The 19,333-nt window shown below is 40.4% G+C and carries 19 protein-coding genes, 1 rRNA gene and 1 other annotated feature; of the genes, 19 read left to right on the top strand and 1 reads right to left on the bottom strand.

Annotated elements, in window-relative coordinates; all coding sequences use genetic code 11:
- The first annotated feature begins 9 nt into the window (after positions 1-9).
- Positions 10-126 (top strand): 5S ribosomal RNA (gene rrf, locus L1765_RS14670).
- A 69-nt stretch (positions 127-195) separates the two neighbouring features.
- Here the strand turns inward: rrf and L1765_RS14665 are convergent.
- Positions 196-702: a hypothetical protein gene (locus L1765_RS14665; RefSeq protein ID WP_236408238.1), complete on the bottom strand. Its 507-nt coding sequence runs from the start codon at positions 700-702 to the stop codon at positions 196-198.
- Positions 703-888: 186 nt separating this feature from the next.
- Here L1765_RS14665 and L1765_RS14660 point away from each other — a divergent pair, with 186 nt between their 5' ends.
- The 18 genes from L1765_RS14660 (at position 889) to sigH (ending at position 19,023) form a co-directional block, all read left to right on the top strand.
- Positions 889-1,548, top strand: a complete 660-nt coding sequence (locus L1765_RS14660; RefSeq protein WP_236408237.1) for an HAD hydrolase-like protein — start codon at positions 889-891, stop codon at positions 1,546-1,548.
- Positions 1,549-1,636: 88 nt separating this feature from the next.
- The gene (locus L1765_RS14655) at positions 1,637-2,101 is read left to right on the top strand and encodes a CtsR family transcriptional regulator (protein ID WP_236408236.1); all 465 of its coding nucleotides are present in this window, start codon (positions 1,637-1,639) and stop codon (positions 2,099-2,101) included.
- An 11-nt stretch (positions 2,102-2,112) separates the two neighbouring features.
- Positions 2,113-2,637, top strand: coding sequence for a UvrB/UvrC motif-containing protein (locus tag L1765_RS14650; RefSeq protein ID WP_236408235.1), 525 nt, complete (start codon positions 2,113-2,115; stop codon positions 2,635-2,637).
- 19 nt (positions 2,638-2,656) lie between these two features.
- Positions 2,657-3,721 (top strand): protein arginine kinase, encoded by a 1,065-nt coding sequence (locus tag L1765_RS14645; protein ID WP_236408234.1) that lies wholly within the window; start codon positions 2,657-2,659, stop codon positions 3,719-3,721.
- A 15-nt stretch (positions 3,722-3,736) separates the two neighbouring features.
- Entirely contained in the window at positions 3,737-6,184 is a 2,448-nt protein-coding gene (gene clpC / locus L1765_RS14640) for an ATP-dependent protease ATP-binding subunit ClpC (RefSeq protein ID WP_236408233.1), read from the top strand.
- Positions 6,185-6,361: 177 nt separating this feature from the next.
- The gene (radA, locus tag L1765_RS14635) at positions 6,362-7,729 is read left to right on the top strand and encodes a DNA repair protein RadA (protein WP_236408232.1); all 1,368 of its coding nucleotides are present in this window, start codon (positions 6,362-6,364) and stop codon (positions 7,727-7,729) included.
- Positions 7,730-7,760: 31 nt separating this feature from the next.
- Positions 7,761-8,807: a DNA integrity scanning diadenylate cyclase DisA gene (gene disA, locus L1765_RS14630; RefSeq protein ID WP_268928953.1), complete on the top strand. Its 1,047-nt coding sequence runs from the start codon at positions 7,761-7,763 to the stop codon at positions 8,805-8,807.
- A 49-nt stretch (positions 8,808-8,856) separates the two neighbouring features.
- On the top strand, positions 8,857-9,576 hold the full coding sequence (gene pssA / locus L1765_RS14625) for a CDP-diacylglycerol--serine O-phosphatidyltransferase (protein ID WP_236408230.1): 720 nt from the start codon (positions 8,857-8,859) through the stop codon (positions 9,574-9,576).
- Positions 9,577-9,897: 321 nt separating this feature from the next.
- Positions 9,898-10,401 carry a CarD family transcriptional regulator gene (locus tag L1765_RS14620; RefSeq protein WP_329610053.1) on the top strand — a complete coding sequence of 168 codons (504 nt, stop codon included), beginning with the start codon at positions 9,898-9,900 and terminating at the stop codon, positions 10,399-10,401.
- 68 nt (positions 10,402-10,469) lie between these two features.
- A complete protein-coding gene (locus L1765_RS14615; protein WP_236408228.1) occupies positions 10,470-11,561 on the top strand; it encodes a PIN/TRAM domain-containing protein in 1,092 nt (363 codons plus the stop codon).
- Between the two features lie 32 nt (positions 11,562-11,593).
- Positions 11,594-12,760: a bifunctional 2-C-methyl-D-erythritol 4-phosphate cytidylyltransferase/2-C-methyl-D-erythritol 2,4-cyclodiphosphate synthase gene (locus L1765_RS14610; protein ID WP_268928952.1), complete on the top strand. Its 1,167-nt coding sequence runs from the start codon at positions 11,594-11,596 to the stop codon at positions 12,758-12,760.
- Positions 12,761-12,819: 59 nt separating this feature from the next.
- Positions 12,820-14,298, top strand: a complete 1,479-nt coding sequence (gltX, locus tag L1765_RS14605; protein ID WP_236408227.1) for a glutamate--tRNA ligase — start codon at positions 12,820-12,822, stop codon at positions 14,296-14,298.
- Positions 14,298-14,513 (top strand) — a binding site (T-box leader). It overlaps the preceding gene by 1 nt.
- A gap of 54 nt (positions 14,514-14,567) precedes the next feature.
- On the top strand, positions 14,568-15,236 hold the full coding sequence (gene cysE / locus L1765_RS14600) for a serine O-acetyltransferase (RefSeq protein WP_236408226.1): 669 nt from the start codon (positions 14,568-14,570) through the stop codon (positions 15,234-15,236).
- Positions 15,217-16,614 carry a cysteine--tRNA ligase gene (cysS, locus tag L1765_RS14595; protein WP_236408225.1) on the top strand — a complete coding sequence of 466 codons (1,398 nt, stop codon included), beginning with the start codon at positions 15,217-15,219 and terminating at the stop codon, positions 16,612-16,614. Before cysE ends, cysS begins: the two co-directional genes overlap by 20 nt.
- A gap of 8 nt (positions 16,615-16,622) precedes the next feature.
- Positions 16,623-17,063, top strand: coding sequence for a Mini-ribonuclease 3 (locus tag L1765_RS14590; RefSeq protein ID WP_236408224.1), 441 nt, complete (start codon positions 16,623-16,625; stop codon positions 17,061-17,063).
- Positions 17,026-17,802, top strand: a complete 777-nt coding sequence (rlmB, locus tag L1765_RS14585) for a 23S rRNA (guanosine(2251)-2'-O)-methyltransferase RlmB (protein ID WP_236408223.1) — start codon at positions 17,026-17,028, stop codon at positions 17,800-17,802. Before L1765_RS14590 ends, rlmB begins: the two co-directional genes overlap by 38 nt.
- Positions 17,780-18,289, top strand: coding sequence for an NYN domain-containing protein (locus L1765_RS14580; RefSeq protein ID WP_236408222.1), 510 nt, complete (start codon positions 17,780-17,782; stop codon positions 18,287-18,289). The genes rlmB and L1765_RS14580 overlap by 23 nt, the downstream gene beginning before the upstream one ends.
- A gap of 83 nt (positions 18,290-18,372) precedes the next feature.
- Complete coding sequence (gene sigH, locus L1765_RS14575) at positions 18,373-19,023, top strand: RNA polymerase sporulation sigma factor SigH (protein WP_236408221.1); 651 nt, start codon at positions 18,373-18,375, stop codon at positions 19,021-19,023.
- Positions 19,024-19,333: the final 310 nt, after the last annotated feature.

Below are 19,333 nucleotides of genomic sequence, written 5' to 3'. Positions count from 1 at the left end.
GTATAGAAGTCTGGTGATGATGGCGGAGGGGATACACGCGTACCCATCCCGAACACGACCGTTAAGCCCTCCAGCGCCGATGGTACTTGGACCGGGAGGTCCTGGGAGAGTAGGACGTTGCCAGGCATGTAAAGGCCAGGTTGGATTGCATTTCCAACCTGGCTTTTCACATGGATATTTTCTTTTACAAATGAATCAAAACCATTTTATTGCATCTTTTAAGAATAAATTTTCCTTATCTCCTACTAATGATATCCAAATTACTTGATTTCCACTAAAATAGTAGTAATTGTCCATTTCCATTCCATAGACATATTGAAGAGTTATTCCGTCTATGGTTATTTCTTTATGATTGGTATAAACTTTGCTGTTGTCCATAAGTCCATTCATACGCCGAAATAATTTTTCTGCATTTCCCTCTTCATTTGATTCAGAAATCCAAACGGTAGCGTGTCCGTTTCTTCCTTGATATTCTAATATAAAAGCATTATCAATAGGAATTTCTTTTCCATGAAGATATCTGATTTGTTCCATGGCTTGAGGCCCTTCGATCTTATTTACCAATGAAAAATCTCCTAGTTTGTAAGGAATTTTGTTTTGATCAAAATTTTCTTGAACGGGTGATGGTTGAAGCAAGGAGTATGACAGCACAATAATTGCAAAAATAAAAACAATAGAAAATAAAATACCTTTCATTTTCATACCTTATCTTCCTTCCTGAGTGAGGTTTAGTGGGAGTGTTATGTTAAAACACTTCATACGAATAAAGTTTTTTACTATCGTTCAGAAACATTATATAGGGAAAAACAGAAAAATAAATGATTATCACACATTTTTCAAACAAATTCCTTAAATTTTAAGAATTTGTAGAAAGCAGAGGGGAAAAATATGCTTAAATATGACAGTGTTATTTTTGATATGGATGGAACCTTGCTACAAACGGAAAAAGTTGCAGTTCCCGCTTTTAAAATGACATTTGATCACTTGAGAAAAGATGGTAAGTATAACGGTGAGACTCCTTCCGAAGATCAATTAATATCATGGCTTGGCTTTACTTTAGATAAAATTTGGGATGGGCTACTACCAAACGCCTCATATGAAATAAAACATTTGGCCAATCATCTGATGTTGGAATATGAGTTACAAATATTGGATGAAGGAAAAGGTGAATTATATCCCGGCGTCTTAGAAACCTTAAAAGAACTTAATGCATCTGGTTTAGCGCTGTTCGTTGCAAGTAATGGATTAGATGATTACATACGGGGAGTTTGTAAGTCTCTTTCCATTTATCATCTATTTAAGGACTTATATAGTGCTGGCCGATTTCAAATTTATCACAAGGAAGAATTAGTAAAAAAATTAGTGAAAGATTATCAGTTGAGATCCAGTGTCATGGTAGGGGATCGGAAATCAGACATAATAGCAGGGAAAAAAAACCACCTGTTTACCATTGGGTGTGATTATGGTTTTGCCAATGATGAAGAATTGAAAGAGGCAAATGTGATCATCCAACATTTTGATGAATTGATTCCTTTGATCCTAGGCTAAAAAAGGGTCTTGCATTTTTATCAAAAATGTGGATATAATAAATTATGAAGGTCAAAGATAGTCAAAGTCAAATCGGGAGGTGAACCTATTGCGGAATGTCTCCGATATGATTGAAAAATATTTGAAGGATATTTTAATGAAAAGTAAAGAAGGGTATATAGAAATACAAAGAAGCGAATTGGCGGAACAGTTTAATTGTGTTCCATCACAAATTAACTATGTGATCAGTACTCGTTTTACGATTGAAAAGGGATATATTGTTGAGAGTAAAAGAGGTGGAGGTGGTTATATCCGAATTTGCCGCTTGGAAACAGATGACGGAAATGAATTGTATTCAACCCTTATGGAACATATCGGGGAGGGGATTTCCCAAGCTGCGGCAGAAGATATTATAGATCATATGTTGTACGCCAAGCTGGTTAATCTCAGGGAAGCTCAAATTATGAAAGCAGCTATTTCAAGGCAGATTCTACCATTTAATATGCCGGTCAGGGATCAAATTAGAGCCAATTTGCTAAGGGCCATGGTTGCTACAATATTTCGAATTTCTTAGGAGGTGGAGATATGATTTGCCAAGGATGTGGGCAGAAACCGGCAACTTTACATTTTACCAAGATACTAAATGGACAAAAGACGGAATTTCACCTGTGTGAAAATTGTGCTAGAGAAAAGGGCGAATTACTTCCAGGGGGTTCAAATGGTTTCTCAATTCATAATTTGTTATCAGGATTGCTCAATTTTGAACCCAATCCAAGCTATGGGGAAGCAACTAGCTATCATCAACTCCAGTGTAAGACATGCGGATTAACATATAGCCAGTTTACTAAGGGCGGAAGATTTGGTTGCAGTGACTGTTATTCATATTTTAAACACCAATTGGATCCGTTGTTCCGAAGAATTCATGGGAACACATCCCACAGCGGAAAAGTTCCCGCCCGTTCCGGTGGTGCAATTAAATTAAAAAGGGAATTGGAAAAATTAAAACAGGAATTGCAGCAATCCATAGCAAGAGAAGAATTTGAACGGGCTGCCCAATTACGTGACAGGATTCGCGATCTGGAAAAAAACATTTCCCAAGATCATCTTTAAAATGGCAGGAGGTGTTTATATGGACTTGCAAAAATTTATAAATAATGCGGTAAGCAATTGGATGAGCGGTGAAGGGGAAGCATCAGATATTGTTATCAGCAGCCGAATTCGATTAGCCAGAAACATTAAAAGTTTACCATTTCCATTTTTGGCGACGGACAGTCAAGCAGAAGAAGTGCTTCAAAAAATAGAACACATATTAAAATCAGCTAAATTTGATGAAAAACTTGAATTGATCAAAATGGAAGAGCTTACTCCCTTAGAAAAAAGGGTTCTAGTAGAAAAGCATCTGATTAGTCCCAACCTTGCGTCAGAGTCACGAAAAGGGGCCGTTATATTAAGCGACGATGAATCGATCAGCATCATGATCAATGAGGAAGACCATCTTCGAATCCAATGTTTATTTCCAGGCCTTCAACTGAAAGAGGCAAAGAAGTTAAGCGATAAGATTGATGATATTTTTGAGGAACATCTAAACTATGCATTTGATGAACAAAGAGGATTTTTAACCTGTTGTCCCACCAATGCAGGAACCGGTTTGCGAGCATCAGTCATGATGCATTTACCGGCCCTGGTTATTACACAGCAAATTAACCGGATTTTATCTGCCATTAATCAAGTAGGCCTTGTTGTTAGAGGATTATATGGAGAGGGAAGCGAAGCGATGGGAAATCTGTTCCAAATCTCTAACCAGATTACCCTGGGACAATCAGAAGATGAAATCGTAGACAATCTGTATAGTGTTGTAAAGCAAATAATTGAACATGAACGACAAGCTAGAAAGAACTTAATGGAAAATTCAGGACTTCACATCAGAGACCGGATTTTTCGCTCATATGGAATTTTATCCTATGCCAGAGTGATGGAGTCAAAAGAAGCAAGTCAACGTTTATCTGATGTAAGATTGGGAATAGATTTGGGGATGATAAAAAATGTTTCTCCGACCGTGTTAAATGAATTAATGATCATGATTCAACCGGGATTTTTACAGCAGTATGCCGGAGGCATCTTATCCCCGGAACAAAGGGATGAAAGAAGAGCAAAGTTAATACGTGAAAGGTTACAGATGGAAAATATGAATTAATGGAGGTGGATTCTTATGATGTTTGGAAGATTTACCGAAAGGGCTCAAAAAGTATTATCTCTTGCCCAGGAAGAAGCGGTTCGTTTGGGCCATACCAGTATCGGTACCGAGCATATATTGCTTGGATTGGTTAGGGAAGGAGAAGGCATTGCTGCAAAAGCTTTAATGGCATTGGGATTAGGGTTAGAAAAGATACAGGATGAAGTAGAATCTCTCATAGGTCGTGGCGGTCAGCAACCTACAAATATTAATTACACTCCCAGGGCAAAAAAGGTGATTGAATTGTCCATGGATGAGGCTAGAAAACTGGGGCACACCTACGTAGGTACTGAGCATATTTTACTGGGCCTTATCCGGGAAGGGGAAGGAGTTGCCGCAAGAGTTCTGAATAATCTTGGAATCAGCTTAAATAAAGCAAGACAGCAAGTATTGCAGTTGTTGGGAAGCAGTGAAGCGATGGCTGGCCAAACCCAAGCAGGAAACCCTTCGGCAAGTACTCCTACATTGGATAGCTTGGCACGGGACTTAACTGCGATTGCTAAGGATCATGGACTGGACCCTGTAATTGGAAGGGCGAAGGAAATAGACAGGGTTATTCAAGTTCTCAGCAGAAGAACAAAAAATAACCCCGTGTTAATTGGAGAGCCGGGGGTTGGGAAAACAGCCATTGCTGAGGGCTTAGCCCAGAGAATTGTAAATAATGAGATACCGGAAACTCTTCGGGGAAAACGAGTGATGACCTTGGATATGGGAACCGTAGTAGCTGGCACCAAATATCGAGGGGAATTTGAGGACCGTTTGAAAAAAATCATGGATGAAATTCGTCATGCCGGCAACATTATCTTGTTTATTGATGAGCTTCACACCTTGATCGGGGCTGGTGGGGCAGAAGGGGCTATTGATGCTTCAAATATTCTTAAGCCCGCTTTGGCAAGAGGGGAGCTCCAATGCATTGGAGCGACAACCCTAGATGAATATCGTAAATATATAGAAAAAGATGCTGCCTTAGAACGAAGATTTCAACCGATCCAAGTAGATGAGCCATCTGCTGAGGAAGCGATAAAAATACTTGAGGGCTTAAGGGATCGATATGAGGCACACCATCGCGTGAAAATAACCGATGAAGCGATTGAGCAGGCGGTGAAATTGTCAGACCGTTATATTTCCGATCGTTTCTTACCGGATAAAGCCATAGACTTAATTGATGAAGCGGCCTCTAAAGTGAGATTAAGTGCTTATACTGTTCCCCCCAATTTGAAGGAACTGGAACAGAACCTGGAAGAAATTAAAAAAGAGAAGGATGCTGCAGTTCAAAGTCAGGAATTTGAAAAGGCTGCATCTCTAAGGGATAAAGAGCAAAAACTAAGAGACCAATTGGAGCAGACCAAGAGGAAATGGAAGGAGCAGCAGGGACAAACGGATTCTGAAGTTACAGCAGAAGATATTGCTCAAATCGTTGCTAGCTGGACCGGAATTCCTGTGAATAAATTAAAGGAAGAAGAAACAGAAAGATTATTGAAGATGGAAGAAATTCTGCATCAGCGAGTAATTGGTCAGGATGAAGCGGTCAAAGCCGTATCAAGGGCTGTTCGAAGGGCAAGGGCAGGATTGAAGGATCCCAAGCGTCCTATTGGATCTTTTATCTTCTTAGGTCCAACTGGTGTAGGAAAAACCGAATTAGCCAGAGCGTTGGCTGAGAGCCTATTTGGTGATGAAGATGCGATTATTCGTATCGATATGTCCGAGTACATGGAAAAACATTCTACCGCTCGTTTAGTCGGTGCCCCTCCAGGATATGTTGGATATGAAGAAGGCGGGCAATTAACAGAGAAAGTAAGGAGAAAACCTTATTCAGTTGTTCTCTTGGATGAAATTGAAAAGGCACATCCTGAAGTATTTAATATCCTCCTTCAGGTACTTGAGGACGGAAGATTGACCGATTCAAAAGGGAGAACCGTTGATTTTAGAAATACCGTTATTATCATGACTTCCAATGTGGGTGCCACTACCATCAAAAAGGGAAGTACCCTGGGATTTACTACAGGTGAGCCCAATAAAGACTATGAAGATATGAAGGATAAAGTGATGAATGAATTAAAAAGTAGCTTCCGTCCAGAATTCCTAAACCGGATTGACGAAGTGATTGTCTTCCATTCCCTGAAGGAAGAACATATCCGCAGGATCGTTTCTCTCATGTCAGAAGAACTGAGAAAAAGATTGAGGGAACAACAAATTGATTTTACCTTAACAGATAAAGCAGAGGCCTTTCTGGCTAAGGAAGGGTTTGATCCCAACTATGGGGCAAGACCTCTGCGCCGGGCAATTCAGAAATATATTGAAGATAAATTGTCGGAGGAGCTATTACAGGGCAATGTTAAAAAAGGTGACACCTTAAAAATTGATGTAGACGATGAAGGGAGATTAACCGTCACTCGAATAGAACCCGTCACCTCAACTTCATAATTCGTGTTTGATAAAGACGGATGTGTATCATCCGTCTTTCATTTGCTCGTTTGCGATCATGCTTTACTTCCTATAATAATGCTTTGCTTTTTCTGCTCTTTTTTCCATTCGTCTGTTATAATAATATAATATGGTATGCAGAGAAATATATTGGATGGGTGACAGGTGAGGCGGGAAATGGCAAAGTATAAATCAAAATTTGCGTGTCAACAATGTGGCTATGAATCCCCCAAATGGATGGGAAAATGTCCGGGATGCTTACAATGGAATACCATGGTGGAAGAAAAAGAAATAAAGGGGAAATCAGGCAGGTCTGGACGTTGGTTAGAAGAAAAGGGGGTTCCTCAACCAATTACAGAAATAGATAGGGAAGACATGCCGAGATTTGACACAGGAATTGGGGAATTAAACAGAGTCTTGGGAGGAGGAATTGTTCCAGGCTCCTTGATTTTGGTGGGTGGAGATCCCGGAATCGGAAAGTCAACTCTACTACTTCAGATGTCCCAATCCGTTGCCTTACACGGAAAAAAAGTGCTATATCTGTCAGGTGAGGAATCCATACGCCAGATCAAATTGCGGGCAGAACGATTGAATGTGAGACATTCCCATTTATTTGTTCTTTCTGAAACGAATGTTGAATCAATTTTGGAAGAGACAGATCGATTGCATCCAGATTTGCTGATTGTGGATTCTATACAAACGATTTATCATCCCGACATTCCATCTGCACCGGGAAGTGTGACCCAGGTCAGGGAATGTACTTCCCACTTAATGAAAATGGCCAAGACCAGGGGAATTGCTACTTTCATTGTCGGCCATGTTACCAAACAAGGAGATATTGCGGGCCCGCGTTTGTTGGAACATATGGTGGATGCTGTTCTTTATTTTGAAGGAGAAAGGCACCATATGTATCGAATTTTAAGAGCGGTGAAAAATCGATTTGGATCAACTAACGAGATAGGGATTTTTGAGATGAAAGAATCTGGTCTTCAGGAGGTTCATAATCCTTCGGAAATTTTTTTATCAGAAAGACCCATTGGAGTGGCCGGATCAACAGTAGTAGCCAGTATGGAGGGAACCCGTCCTGTATTGGTTGAGATCCAAGCGTTAATCTCTCCATCAGGATTTGGACAACCAAGGCGAATGGCAATTGGGGTTGATCACCATAAAGTCTCCCTCTTAATGGCTGTATTAGAAAAGAGGGTAGGGATTTTACTCCAAAATCAAGATGCCTTTGTTAACGTTGCCGGGGGAGTCCGGTTAGATGAACCTGCCATTGACCTCTCCATTGCTGTTGCCATTGCTTCTAGTTTTCGAGATAAACCAACACATCCTAAGGATGTGATCATTGGTGAGGTTGGTTTGACCGGTGAGGTAAGAGGTGTCTCAAGAATAGAACAAAGGGTAAATGAAGCCAAAAAATTGGGTTTTAAGCGAATCATTATCCCAGAAAAAAATAGATGGGGATGGGAAATTCCTTCTGATATCGATATAATAGGTGTTCATTCGGTTGGAGATGCTTTGGATGTGGCTATAGGGGGTTAATCGTGTGGAAGAGATAAAAAATGATAAATTTATGAGAGAAATTTTACAATTTGTTGCTCCGGGAACGCCTTTTCGGACTGGGCTTGATAATGTATTAAGGGCAAAAACAGGCGGCTTGATTGTGGTTGGTTACGGCCCGGAAGTCATGGAATTGGTAGATGGTGGATTTCGTATAGACTGTGAATATTCACCGGCTTCTTTATATGAATTGGCGAAAATGGATGGGGCCATTATTTTAAGTGATGATGGAAAAAAAATATTATTTGCTAATACTCAACTTATCCCTGACTCTTCTATTCCTTCATCAGAAACAGGAATCAGACATCGAACAGCAGAGCGTTTGGCCAAGCAAACCGGAAAGTTGGTGGTTTCCATATCTCAGAGGAGAAATGTCATAACCTTGTACAAAGGAAATTTCCGCTATGCTCTCAAAGATATGGGGGTCATTTTAACAAAAGCTAATCAGGCCATTCAAACTTTGGAAAAATATAAATCAGTATTAAACCAGGCATTAACCAACCTCGGGGCTTTAGAATTTGAAGAACTTGTTACTTTACAGGAAGTGGCCCTTGTTATACAGCGAATAGAAATGGTTTTGCGTATCAAGGCAGAAATAGAGAAGTATATCAATGAATTGGGGACGGAAGGCCGGCTAATCAGTATGCAATTGGAGGAGCTGGTCTCTAATACAGAGGAAGAAGCCAGTTTGCTAATCCAAGATTACTGTAAGTCGTCTAACACTTCATCAAATTATGTGCTAACTGAACTTCACAAACTATCCTCAGATGAATTGTTGGAAAATCATACAATCGTTCGGTTATTAGGTTATACGGGGAGCATAAACATACAAGAGGAGCCCGTTTCCCCCAGGGGGTATCGTCTCCTAAGCAAAATTCCCCGGTTGCCTTCTGCTATTCTGGAAAACTTAATTGAACGTTTTCATCATTTACCGCAAATTATGATGGCAACGATAGAGGAATTGGATGAAGTAGATGGAATAGGTGAAGTAAGGGCAAGGGCGATTAAGGAAGGCTTAAAGAGAATACAGGAACAGGTTTTTATCGATAGGCATATCTGATCAAGGTGGGCCTATTTCACCGGAACAAGCGAAGGAGAGGAGGAAGAATATGTTTTTTAAAGCAATACCCAATATTTTTACATTAGGTAATTTATTTCTTGGTATGGTATCAATTATCTTGGTCTTTGAAGGGGAACCACAATATGCGGCGATTGCTGTGATTGTCGGAATGTTACTTGATGGACTGGATGGGCGTTTGGCCAGAATATTAAAAGTGCAGAGTGAATTTGGAAAGCAATTGGATTCGTTATCTGATGTCATATCATTTGGTGTAGCCCCAGCTGTGATTATGTACGTGGTAGCATTAAAGGATATGGGTCCGATGGGATGGATTTTTGCAGGAATTTTTCCTATATGTGGGGCGCTGCGATTGGCCAAATTTAACATTTCTTCCGGAAATGCGGGATACTTCGTCGGATTACCAATTACTGCTGCAGGTGGGGTATTAGCTACAATGGCTTTGTACTCAAAGGTATTCACCCCTTTTTGGCTGGCTATCGGGATGCTGGGGCTGTCCTATTTGATGATTAGCCGAATCAAATATCCAAATTTTAAAAAGGTGGGAATTCCCAAGGCTGTTTATTGGGTGACTCCGCTCATTATTTTGGTTGTAGCAGTGGTTGCGGCCCGTTTTCCCAATCAATTTCCGAAGATTGTATTTCTTCCTTTGGTTTTATACGCCTATTACGGTGTGCAAAGTAGCATTCGGTTAATTTTCCGGAAAATGAAAAAGTACAAGGAGCCCGCCGAAGAAGATATTCATATGTAAAAAAATCCTTGGCATATCCAAGGGTTTTTTTCATCATGTTTTTGAAACTTTTTTGTCGGTATCACGTATACTTTGTTAGGCCCTCAAGCCAAATAAAAATGACATAACCTCACTCACCCCTTATAAGTAAAATAATTGACAAAAACACCAGAAAATTGAATGATACGTTTCATTGTAATCAGATGAAGTTTTTCATGTCAATTTGAGAATTTTGTTCACATTTTATATTGACTAAATCTGCATTGTTATGCTAAGATTTTAATTTTAATTTGACATTCGGCTTTTTTGTGTGATATCCTGAAATTGGATACTCAGGTGGGGGTGACTTTATTGTTTAATGTCGGTGATAAGGTAGTTTACCCTATGCATGGAGCTGGAATCATTGAAGCGATAGAAGAGAAGGAGATATTGGGAGAAAGTCGAAAGTATTACGTGATGCGGATGCCCATTGGGAATATGAAAGTAATGATTCCCTTGACTGGTGTAAAGAACATCGGACTTCGTCAAGTAGTTGATGAAAATATGATTGATCAAGTCATAAATCTTTTTCAGGATGAGGAACCGGTCATCACAACCAACTGGAACAGAAGATACCGGGCAAATATGGAAAAGATGAAAAGTGGAGAATTGCTTGAAGTAGCAGATGTTGTTCGTAACTTAATGTTAAGGGATAGAGATAAAGGATTATCTACTGGTGAACGAAAGATGCTGGACAATGCAAAACAGATCCTAGTCAGTGAAATGGTTCTGGCAAAAGGAATTGACCAAGACCAGATCAATTCTTTGCTTGACGATCTGATTGGGGAAAGAAATGCGTCCTTGTGACGCTTTTTTTCCATTACCAAGTTTTTATTTTACACATAAGGTCTATACTGATACAAGGAGGTGAGTATATGTTGAAGAAAATTGTTCAACTTTTTTTCCTATTGACTGGAGCAGGGCTTGGATATCAATTTGGTCCTGATCTATTTCTTTTACTAAATCCTATAATGAATATTGGTGAATTTCAGGGAAGTCAATATGTTGGAGCATTGATCGGCGCCATTTTATTCCTGGTCCTTACGGCTTGGTTAGTAGACATTGTGGTGAATGCCATTCGTTGGGGAGAAGATCTACTGGTCAAGCTTCCTGTAACCGATGTTTTGTTTGGCGCGATAGGATTAATCATTGGCCTTATAGTTGCCTTTTTATTATTTTTACCGATTAATAATATCCCCCTTTGGATCATTGGCGATTTTTTGCCCCTTTTTGTATCGGTTTTATTAGGATATTTAGGATTCCAAGTTGGCTTTAAGAAGAAGGAGGAGATATTGTCTCTTTTCTCCCTTGGACGATCCAATAAAGATAAATTGGGGAAAAAAGGAGTAAGGGATACTGGGGAACCCAAAATACTAGATACCAGCGTGATTATTGACGGCAGAATTGCAGATATCTGTAAGACTGGTTTTATTGAAGGAGCTTTAATTATTCCTACCTTTGTCCTGGAAGAATTGCAACACATAGCTGATTCATCTGATGTGCTCAAGCGGAACAGAGGTCGAAGGGGTTTAGATATATTAAATAAAATTCAGAAAGAGCTGCCCATAGATGTACAGATCTACGAAGGGGACTTTGAAGAAATACAAGAAGTAGATAGCAAACTGGTCAAATTGGCAAAAATTCTTTCTGGCAAAGTGATTACCAATGATTTTAATTTAAATAAAGTTTGTGAACTGCAAGGTGTACCTGTCTTAAACATTAATGATCTGGCTAATGCCGTAAAACCGGTGGTCCTTCCGGGAGAAGAGTTGAATATACAGATTATCAAAGATGGAAAAGAACATGGTCAGGGAGTAGCCTATCTGGATGACGGGACAATGATTGTTGTGGAAGGCGGCAGAGAGTTTATAGGATCCCAGGTGGATGTATTAGTCACCAGTGTCTTGCAGACATCTGCCGGACGAATGATATTTGCCAAACCAAAAATCTTGGAAAAGGCCTTATAATAAATCATTTATCGCTGTGGGAGAGATTTTCATTGAAAAATGGAGTAATCATTGCTGCTGCAGGACAAGGAAAACGGATGAATGCCGGCGTGAATAAACAATTTATACGGCTGAATGGCGTTCCTGTACTGATTCATACCTTGCGGGTTTTTTCATCTCATCCTGACATTGATTTCATTGTTGTGGTATCACCTTCAGATGAAATTGGTCTTGTCAAACAAATGATTGATGAGTATAAAATTTCAAAGGTAACCATGATTGTTCCTGGCGGAGTAGAGAGACAAGAAAGTGTGTTAAATGGATTGATGGCCATGGATGAGGCAGATCATGTCTTAGTCCATGATGGGGCAAGACCCTTTGTATCACATTCCTTAATTTCTGAACTGATCGTAAAACTTGATGATGCCAAAGGAGTTATTCCCATTATTCCAGTTAAGGATACCGTTAAAAGAATCTCCCCAAACGGGGAGGTGTTGGAAACGCTGGACCGCAAAAGCTTGTGGGCTGTTCAAACTCCACAAGCTTTTCATCTTCCTATCTTGCTCAAGGCCCATCAACAGGCAAAAGAGGATGGTTTCTTTGGGACTGATGATGCCATGCTGGTTGAAAGATTGGGAGAAAGAGTGATCACGGTAATGGGAAATTATGATAATATCAAATTAACGACACCTGAAGACTTAAATGTGGCCCAAGGGATATTGAACAGAGAAAGGGAAAATGATATGTTTCGAATTGGACAAGGTTTTGATGTTCACCAGCTGGTTGAGGGAAGAAGATGCATCATCGGCGGGGTTGAAATTCCCCATGATAAGGGATTATTAGGCCATTCTGATGCTGATGTTTTGCTTCATGCGATTGCTGATGCGATTTTGGGTGCATTGGGAAAGGGGGATATTGGCAAGCATTTCCCTGATACCGATAATTCCTTCAAGGATGCCGACAGTATGGTGTTGCTAGGAAAAGTATGGTCATTAACCCAGCAGGAAGGGTTTGAGTTATCAAATCTTGACTGTACGATCATTGCCCAAAAACCCAAAATGGCTCCGTTTATTGGGGCCATGATTGAAAATATATCTATGGTTTTAAAGGCTAATCCCACTCAAATCAATGTGAAAGCAACCACCACCGAATCATTGGGCTTCACCGGCAGGGAAGAAGGGATCGCCGCTCAAGCGATAGTACTTCTGAAAAGAAAGTAACTATGGTAAACTTTTGAAAAAATTATTCTCAATCATTAATGAGGAAGGAGTCTTTCATCATGGCAGCAGAAGTCCGGGTACGTTTCGCCCCTAGTCCAACAGGACATTTACATATTGGAGGAGCAAGATCAGCCGTATTTAATTATTTATTTGCCAGAAATAGAAATGGAAAATTTATTATTCGTATTGAAGATACGGATCAAAAAAGAAATGTTGATGAGGCGGCTGAGAAACTTCTCGAAAGTATGAGATGGCTGGGAGTAGAATGGGACGAAGGCGTTGATGTAGGGGGGGATTACGGTCCTTACCGCTCCATGGAGCGCCTTCATCTTTATCAGCCCTATGTTGATCAGCTGTTATCAAGCAAAAGGGCTTATCCCTGTTACTGTACGGAGGAGGAGCTGAATGCCGAACGGGAAGAACAAAAAGCAAGGGGAGAAGTGCCGAAGTATTCAGGGAAATGCAGATTTTTGACTAAGGAACAAATTGAGGGTTTTAAAAAGGAAGGACGAACTCCATCCATCCGCTTTAGGGTTGAAGAAGGGAAGGAATATGTTGTTCATGACCTGATTCGCGGGGATGTTCGATTTGATTCCGACGGAATCGGCGATTTTGTGATTTTACGGCCCAATGGTTCCCCCACCTATAATTTTGCAGTAACCATCGATGATCATTTGATGAAAATAACCCATGTCATCCGTGGAGAGGAACATCTTTCCAATACGCCAAGACAGATGATGATTTATGAGGCTTTGGGATTGGAAATGCCACAGTTTGCCCATGTTTCATTAATATTAAATCAGGACAGGCAAAAAATGAGCAAGAGAGATGAATCCATCATTCAATTTGTGGAACAGTATCGTGAACTTGGATACTTGCCTGAAGCCCTGCTTAATTTTATTACTCTATTGGGATGGTCCCCTGAAGGGGAAGAAGAAATCTTTAGCAAAGAACAATTGATTCAGCTTTTCTCGTTGGAGCGTGTATCTAAAAGCCCTTCTGTATTTGATATAGATAAATTAAAATGGATGAATAATGTTTACATGAAACAAGCTCCATTGCCTGTTGTCGTTGAGGCATCCCTTCCACATTTGATAAAAGCAGGTTTTGTTCAGAAGAACTTGACTGAAAAGGAAAAGGAGTGGACCGAACAATTAATTGCTTTATACCAGGAACAAATGCACTATGGTGCTGAAATCGTATCCCTTGCTTCCCTGTTCTTTAAGGAAGAGGTGGAATATGAACCGGAAGGTCTGGAAATTCTGAAGAATGAACAGGTTCCCGTCGTTCTCCGTGTATTTATTGAACATCTCAATCCATTAGCCGATTGGAGTGCTGATGAGATCAAAGTTGCGTTAAAGAAAGTTCAAAAAGAGACGGGATTTAAAGGAAAAGCTTTGTTTATGCCAGTAAGAGTAGCGGCAACAGGGCAGGTTCATGGGCGGGATCTTGCATTGACTTTATATCTATTGGGAAAAGAAAAGGTGGTTTCCCGTTTACAAAACGTTGTGAATCATTATAATGAAATAGTAAAATAGGAAAAACGATGATTAGGAAAAGTACAAGGCAGATTGTGTCACCAGAGAGGATTGCGTGGGTGGAAGCAATCCGTCACAAAGCTTTGGAATTGCCCCTATGAGTGCCCCTTTGAAAACAGCAAGTAAAAGGGGACGTACCCCTGCGTTAAAGGATAGAGTGAGACCAACGATCGATTGGTCTAAACAGAGTGGAACCGCGGTTACCCGCCTCTGAGATTCAGGGGCGGTCTTTTTATTGATTTGTCTTTTTAAATGAGAGGAGGATAATCATGTCTTTTTGGAAAACTTTAAAGGATGACATCGATGCGGTATTTGACAGGGATCCTGCAGCTCGAAGCGTATTTGAAGTGATTCTAACTTATTCCGGACTTCATGCCATTTGGGGATATCGGCTGGCCCATTGGCTCTGGAAGAAAAAAATGTATACTTTGGCTCGGGTGATTTCCCAATTTGTTCGGTTTTTGACGGGGATAGAAATTCATCCCGGTGCAACCATCGGGAAAAGATTATTTATTGACCATGGGATGGGAGTAGTCATTGGAGAAACCTGTGAAATTGGAGATAATGTCACTCTCTATCAAGGGGTTACCCTTGGCGGTACGGGCAAAGAGAAGGGGAAAAGGCACCCGACCATCGGAAATAATGTGATTATCGCCTCAGGGGCAAAAGTATTGGGATCATTTAAAATCGGAGATCATTCCAAAATTGGGGCCGGTGCTGTTGTGTTGCAAGAAGTCCCGCCAAACTCCACGGTGGTGGGAATCAAAGGAAGGATTGTCATTCAGGATGGAGTGAAAGTGAACGATTTAGACCATGTGAATCTCCCGGACCCTGTGGCTGACATGCTTCGGTCCATGCAAAAGGAAATTGATGAATTAAAAGGTGAAGTCGCCAAGTTAAAGAAAGGGGCTAAAAAGGATGAGCATACAACTGTATAACACCTTGAGCAGAAAAAAAGAAAAGCTGATACCATTGGAACCTGGTAGGATAAAGATGTATGTTTGCGGACCGACGGTCTACAGCTATATTCATATCGGAAATGCCAGACCCGTTATTTTTTTCGATGTGGTTAGAAGATATTTGAAATATCGGGGTTATGATGTAACCTATATTCAAAATTTTACAGATATCGATGATAAATTGATTAAAGCGTCTGAAGAAATGGGCGAGCCAGCACCTGTAATTGCCGAGAAATTTATAAAAGCCTACGAGTCAGATGCCAAGGCATTGGGAATTACTCCAGCCGATGTTCACCCCAGGGTGACGGAGCATATGGATGAGATCATTCAGTTTATTCTTAAACTAATAGAAAAAGGTGTTGCCTATATGGCTGACGGGGACGTTTATTTTGACACCACTAAATTCTCGGAGTATGGTAAGCTGTCTCATCAGAACGTCGAAGAGCTGCAGGCTGGTTCGCGGATCGAAGTGAACGAATCCAAAAGAAGTCCATTGGATTTTGCTTTATGGAAAAAAGCAAAACCCGGAGAGATCTGCTGGGAAAGTCCCTGGGGTAAGGGTCGGCCGGGTTGGCATATTGAATGCTCCGCTATGTCGATGAAATATCTTGGTGAAACCTTTGATATTCACGCTGGAGGCTATGATTTGACATTTCCCCATCATGAAAATGAAATTGCCCAAACAGAAAGCCTGACAGGAAAAATGATGGCCAAATACTGGCTCCACAATGGCTACATTAATATAAATAATGAAAAAATGTCTAAATCCCTTGGGAATGTCATCCGTGTCGTAGATCTTCTTAAACAATTTGAAGGGGAAGTGATTCGGTTTTTTATGCTTTCCACCCATTACCGAAATCCCATCCAGTTTAGCTATGATTCCCTTCAGCAGGCTAAAAACGGTTTGGAACGGATAAAGACAGGAGTGAGCAACCTAAAGCATCGTATCGCAACAGCTGTTAACGATCCTTTAGAAAACGAGATGAAGGAAAAAATTGATGAATTTCGCACCAGATTTATTGAAAGGATGGACGATGATTTTAATACATCAGACGCCATCGCCATTTTGTTTGACATGGTAAAAGAGAGCAATATTTACCTTAGACAGGAACAGGTTCATAAAGAGACGATCCAATCATATTTGCATCTGTTTGATGAGCTGGGAGAAGTGTTGGGATTTCAATGGATGAAAGAAGAGAGTCTTCTTGATCGAGACATTGAAAAGTGGATACAGGAAAGAAATGAAGCAAGAAAGGAAAAAGATTATGCAAGGGCCGATGAAATCAGGGATATGCTATTGGCTAAGGGAATTGTGTTAGAGGACACTCCGCATGGGGTTCGCTGGAAAAGAAAATAGGTGAGAACATGCATATAGAAATAGACCGTCACCCTTCTCAATTGCATCCTTTGGTTTTAGCCTATATTGGTGATGCGGTTTATGAAGTTCTGGTCAGGCAGAAGGTTGCATCTTTGGGGATATTAAAGCCGGAGAGACTTCATAAAGCGGCTACCAACTATGTTTCGGCAAAGGGACAGGCCTACATTCTTTCTTTCCTTTACGATGAATTAACTGAGGAAGAAAAGGAAGTGGTCAGGCGGGGAAGAAATACCAAATCCAAAACAAGTCCCAAAAATACGGATATCTTGTTATATCGGCACAGCACCGGATTTGAAGCACTGATTGGCTACCTTTTTTTAATGAAGAATGAGAAACGGCTCATGGAATTAATAAAAAAAGCCTTTGAAATCATGGAAATGAGGGATTTGCATGAAAGATTGGATCATGGGAAAGAACCCGGTCATTGAAGCCCTTAAATCAAATCATCCAATAAATAAAATATGGATATCTGAGGGTTCAGGCAAAGGACAGATGCAAACCGTTATTCAATTAGCAAAAGAACGGGGAATTGTGGTTCAAGCAGTCCCCAAAAGAAAATTGGATCAGTGGTCAGAGGGAAATAATCATCAGGGAGTAATGGCTTCCATTGCCGCCTATGAATATGCAGATTTTGATGCGTTATTGGAACAGGTAACAGCAAAGGAAACCTTTCCATTCTTTTTGATCCTAGATGAAATTGCAGATCCTCATAACTTGGGATCTATGATCAGGACAGCTGATGTTGTAGGGGCACATGGAGTGATCATTCCAAAGAGAAGGGCCGTTGGGTTAACTTCAACGGTTGCAAAGGCCTCTGCCGGAGCCATACAATATGTTCCTGTCACACGGGTAACCAATATCGCTCAGACGTTGGATCGATTAAAGGAAAACGGGTTATGGATAGTGGGTGCCGATGCCGGAGGAGACAAAGATTATCGGGAGATCGACTATAACATGCCTTTAGCACTTGTTATTGGAAGTGAAGGGAAAGGGATTAGCCAATTGAATCAGAAAAAGTGTGATATTCTCGTGCGTCTTCCCATGAAGGGGCATGTCAATTCCCTTAACGCATCGGTTGCAGCAGCCATTCTGATGTATGAGGTTTTTAACAAAAGATCCCCTCTGGCAATTGAAGGTGGTACCCATGGAACAAATATTAATCGTTGATGGGTATAATATCATCGGAGATTGGCCGCACCTGAGAGATATAAAACAGGAAAGTTTGGAAGATGCACGGGATATGCTGTTAAAGCAGATGGCTGAATATCAGGCCTTTTCTGGAATAAAGGTATATGTGGTATTTGATGCCCACAAGGTACCGGGGGCGGGAAAAAGTTTAAAAGAATTTAAAGTGACCATATATTATACAAAGAAGGATGAAACGGCAGATGAGTTGATTGAAAAATTGGTAAAGAAATTCTCTCACCGTAAGAGGGAGATCTACGTGGCTACATCCGATTATTTGGAACAGCGGATCATTTTTGGTTCAGGGGCTCTCCGAAAATCGGCTCGAGAGTTGTTGAATGAGGTAGAACATACGGAACGTGAAATTCACAAAAAAATACAAGAAATAAACAAAGAAAAGAGGGGTTGGAAAAGAGATTTTGGTGAAGAAATTGAGAAAATTTTCGAAAAATGGAGAAGGGGATTATAGCAGATTTGTTGACGCTTCAAGATTACATAATGTATAATTATTGATATCTGTAATCGAATGTTGTTTTTGCCGGAGGGATGAAAGTGAGCGTTGACCTCAAGGAAACAAATGTGTCTGGTTTCGACCAATATTCAGATGAGGAAATAGTTTTTTTCGTCCACGAAGGTGATGGAGAGGCATTAGAATATTTAATTAACAAGTACCGCAACTTTGTCAGGGCAAAAGCAAGATCCTATTTTCTTATTGGCGCGGATAGGGAGGATATTGTCCAAGAAGGAATGATTGGACTTTACAAGTCTATTCGAGATTTCAGAGGAGATAAGCTAGCTTCATTTAAAGCCTTTGCCGAATTATGTATTACCAGGCAAATTATTACTGCTATAAAAACGGCGACTCGGCAAAAGCATATTCCTCTTAATTCTTATGTTTCATTGGACAAGCCCATCTATGATGAAGATTCTGACCGAACCCTATTGGATATTATATGCGGACCCAAAGTAACAGATCCTGAAGAATTAATTATTAATCGAGAAGAATTTGATGATATCGAAGTAAAAATGAGTGAAATTCTAAGTGATTTGGAAAGACAGGTCCTTATGTTATATTTGGATGGACGCTCTTATCAGGAGATTGCTGTTGATTTGGATCGGCATGTGAAATCCATTGATAATGCGCTACAAAGAGTAAAGCGGAAGTTAGAAAGATATCTGGAGTTAAGGGATATTATTGTTTGATGTGTAGGGACAGGGCATGGTCAAATTGCCCTGTCTCTTTTTTATGTTTAAATGTGAATCCGGGTGGAGAAAATATCCATTATACTCCAAGATGAACTTGTGTCAAGCGTCAGTGAAAATGTCATATTAAAACGTCAGTGATTCTGTCACTTTTTTAGATGTTCTTCATCCCTTGAGGGATGCTAGCTTGTATCGCTCATTTCATCAAGGGTAAAGGCAAAGCCCTCGCTGTCGCTCGCCCTTGATTTCATTCACGATACAAGCTATTAGGGCCATTAAGGGATGAAGGATGACCTATCTGTTGTAACAG

Source organism: Microaerobacter geothermalis (genome assembly GCF_021608135.1).
GTDB classification, from domain to species: Bacteria; Bacillota; Bacilli; order DSM-22679; family DSM-22679; genus Microaerobacter; species Microaerobacter geothermalis.
The sequence above is the reverse complement of the archived record's forward strand: the minus strand, read 5'-3'. Positions and strand labels throughout refer to the sequence as shown.

Coding starts and splice junctions, on each gene's coding strand:
- L1765_RS14665 (WP_236408238.1), bottom strand. CDS start 702: ATGAAAATGAAAGGTATTTTATTTTCTATTGTTTTTATTTTTGCAATT.
- L1765_RS14660 (WP_236408237.1), top strand. CDS start 889: ATGCTTAAATATGACAGTGTTATTTTTGATATGGATGGAACCTTGCTA.
- L1765_RS14650 (WP_236408235.1), top strand. CDS start 2,113: ATGATTTGCCAAGGATGTGGGCAGAAACCGGCAACTTTACATTTTACC.
- L1765_RS14645 (WP_236408234.1), top strand. CDS start 2,657: ATGGACTTGCAAAAATTTATAAATAATGCGGTAAGCAATTGGATGAGC.
- clpC (WP_236408233.1), top strand. CDS start 3,737: ATGATGTTTGGAAGATTTACCGAAAGGGCTCAAAAAGTATTATCTCTT.
- radA (WP_236408232.1), top strand. CDS start 6,362: ATGGCAAAGTATAAATCAAAATTTGCGTGTCAACAATGTGGCTATGAA.
- disA (WP_268928953.1), top strand. CDS start 7,761: ATGAGAGAAATTTTACAATTTGTTGCTCCGGGAACGCCTTTTCGGACT.
- pssA (WP_236408230.1), top strand. CDS start 8,857: ATGTTTTTTAAAGCAATACCCAATATTTTTACATTAGGTAATTTATTT.
- L1765_RS14615 (WP_236408228.1), top strand. CDS start 10,470: ATGTTGAAGAAAATTGTTCAACTTTTTTTCCTATTGACTGGAGCAGGG.
- gltX (WP_236408227.1), top strand. CDS start 12,820: ATGGCAGCAGAAGTCCGGGTACGTTTCGCCCCTAGTCCAACAGGACAT.
- cysE (WP_236408226.1), top strand. CDS start 14,568: ATGTCTTTTTGGAAAACTTTAAAGGATGACATCGATGCGGTATTTGAC.
- cysS (WP_236408225.1), top strand. CDS start 15,217: ATGAGCATACAACTGTATAACACCTTGAGCAGAAAAAAAGAAAAGCTG.
- L1765_RS14590 (WP_236408224.1), top strand. CDS start 16,623: ATGCATATAGAAATAGACCGTCACCCTTCTCAATTGCATCCTTTGGTT.
- rlmB (WP_236408223.1), top strand. CDS start 17,026: ATGAAAGATTGGATCATGGGAAAGAACCCGGTCATTGAAGCCCTTAAA.
- L1765_RS14580 (WP_236408222.1), top strand. CDS start 17,780: ATGGAACAAATATTAATCGTTGATGGGTATAATATCATCGGAGATTGG.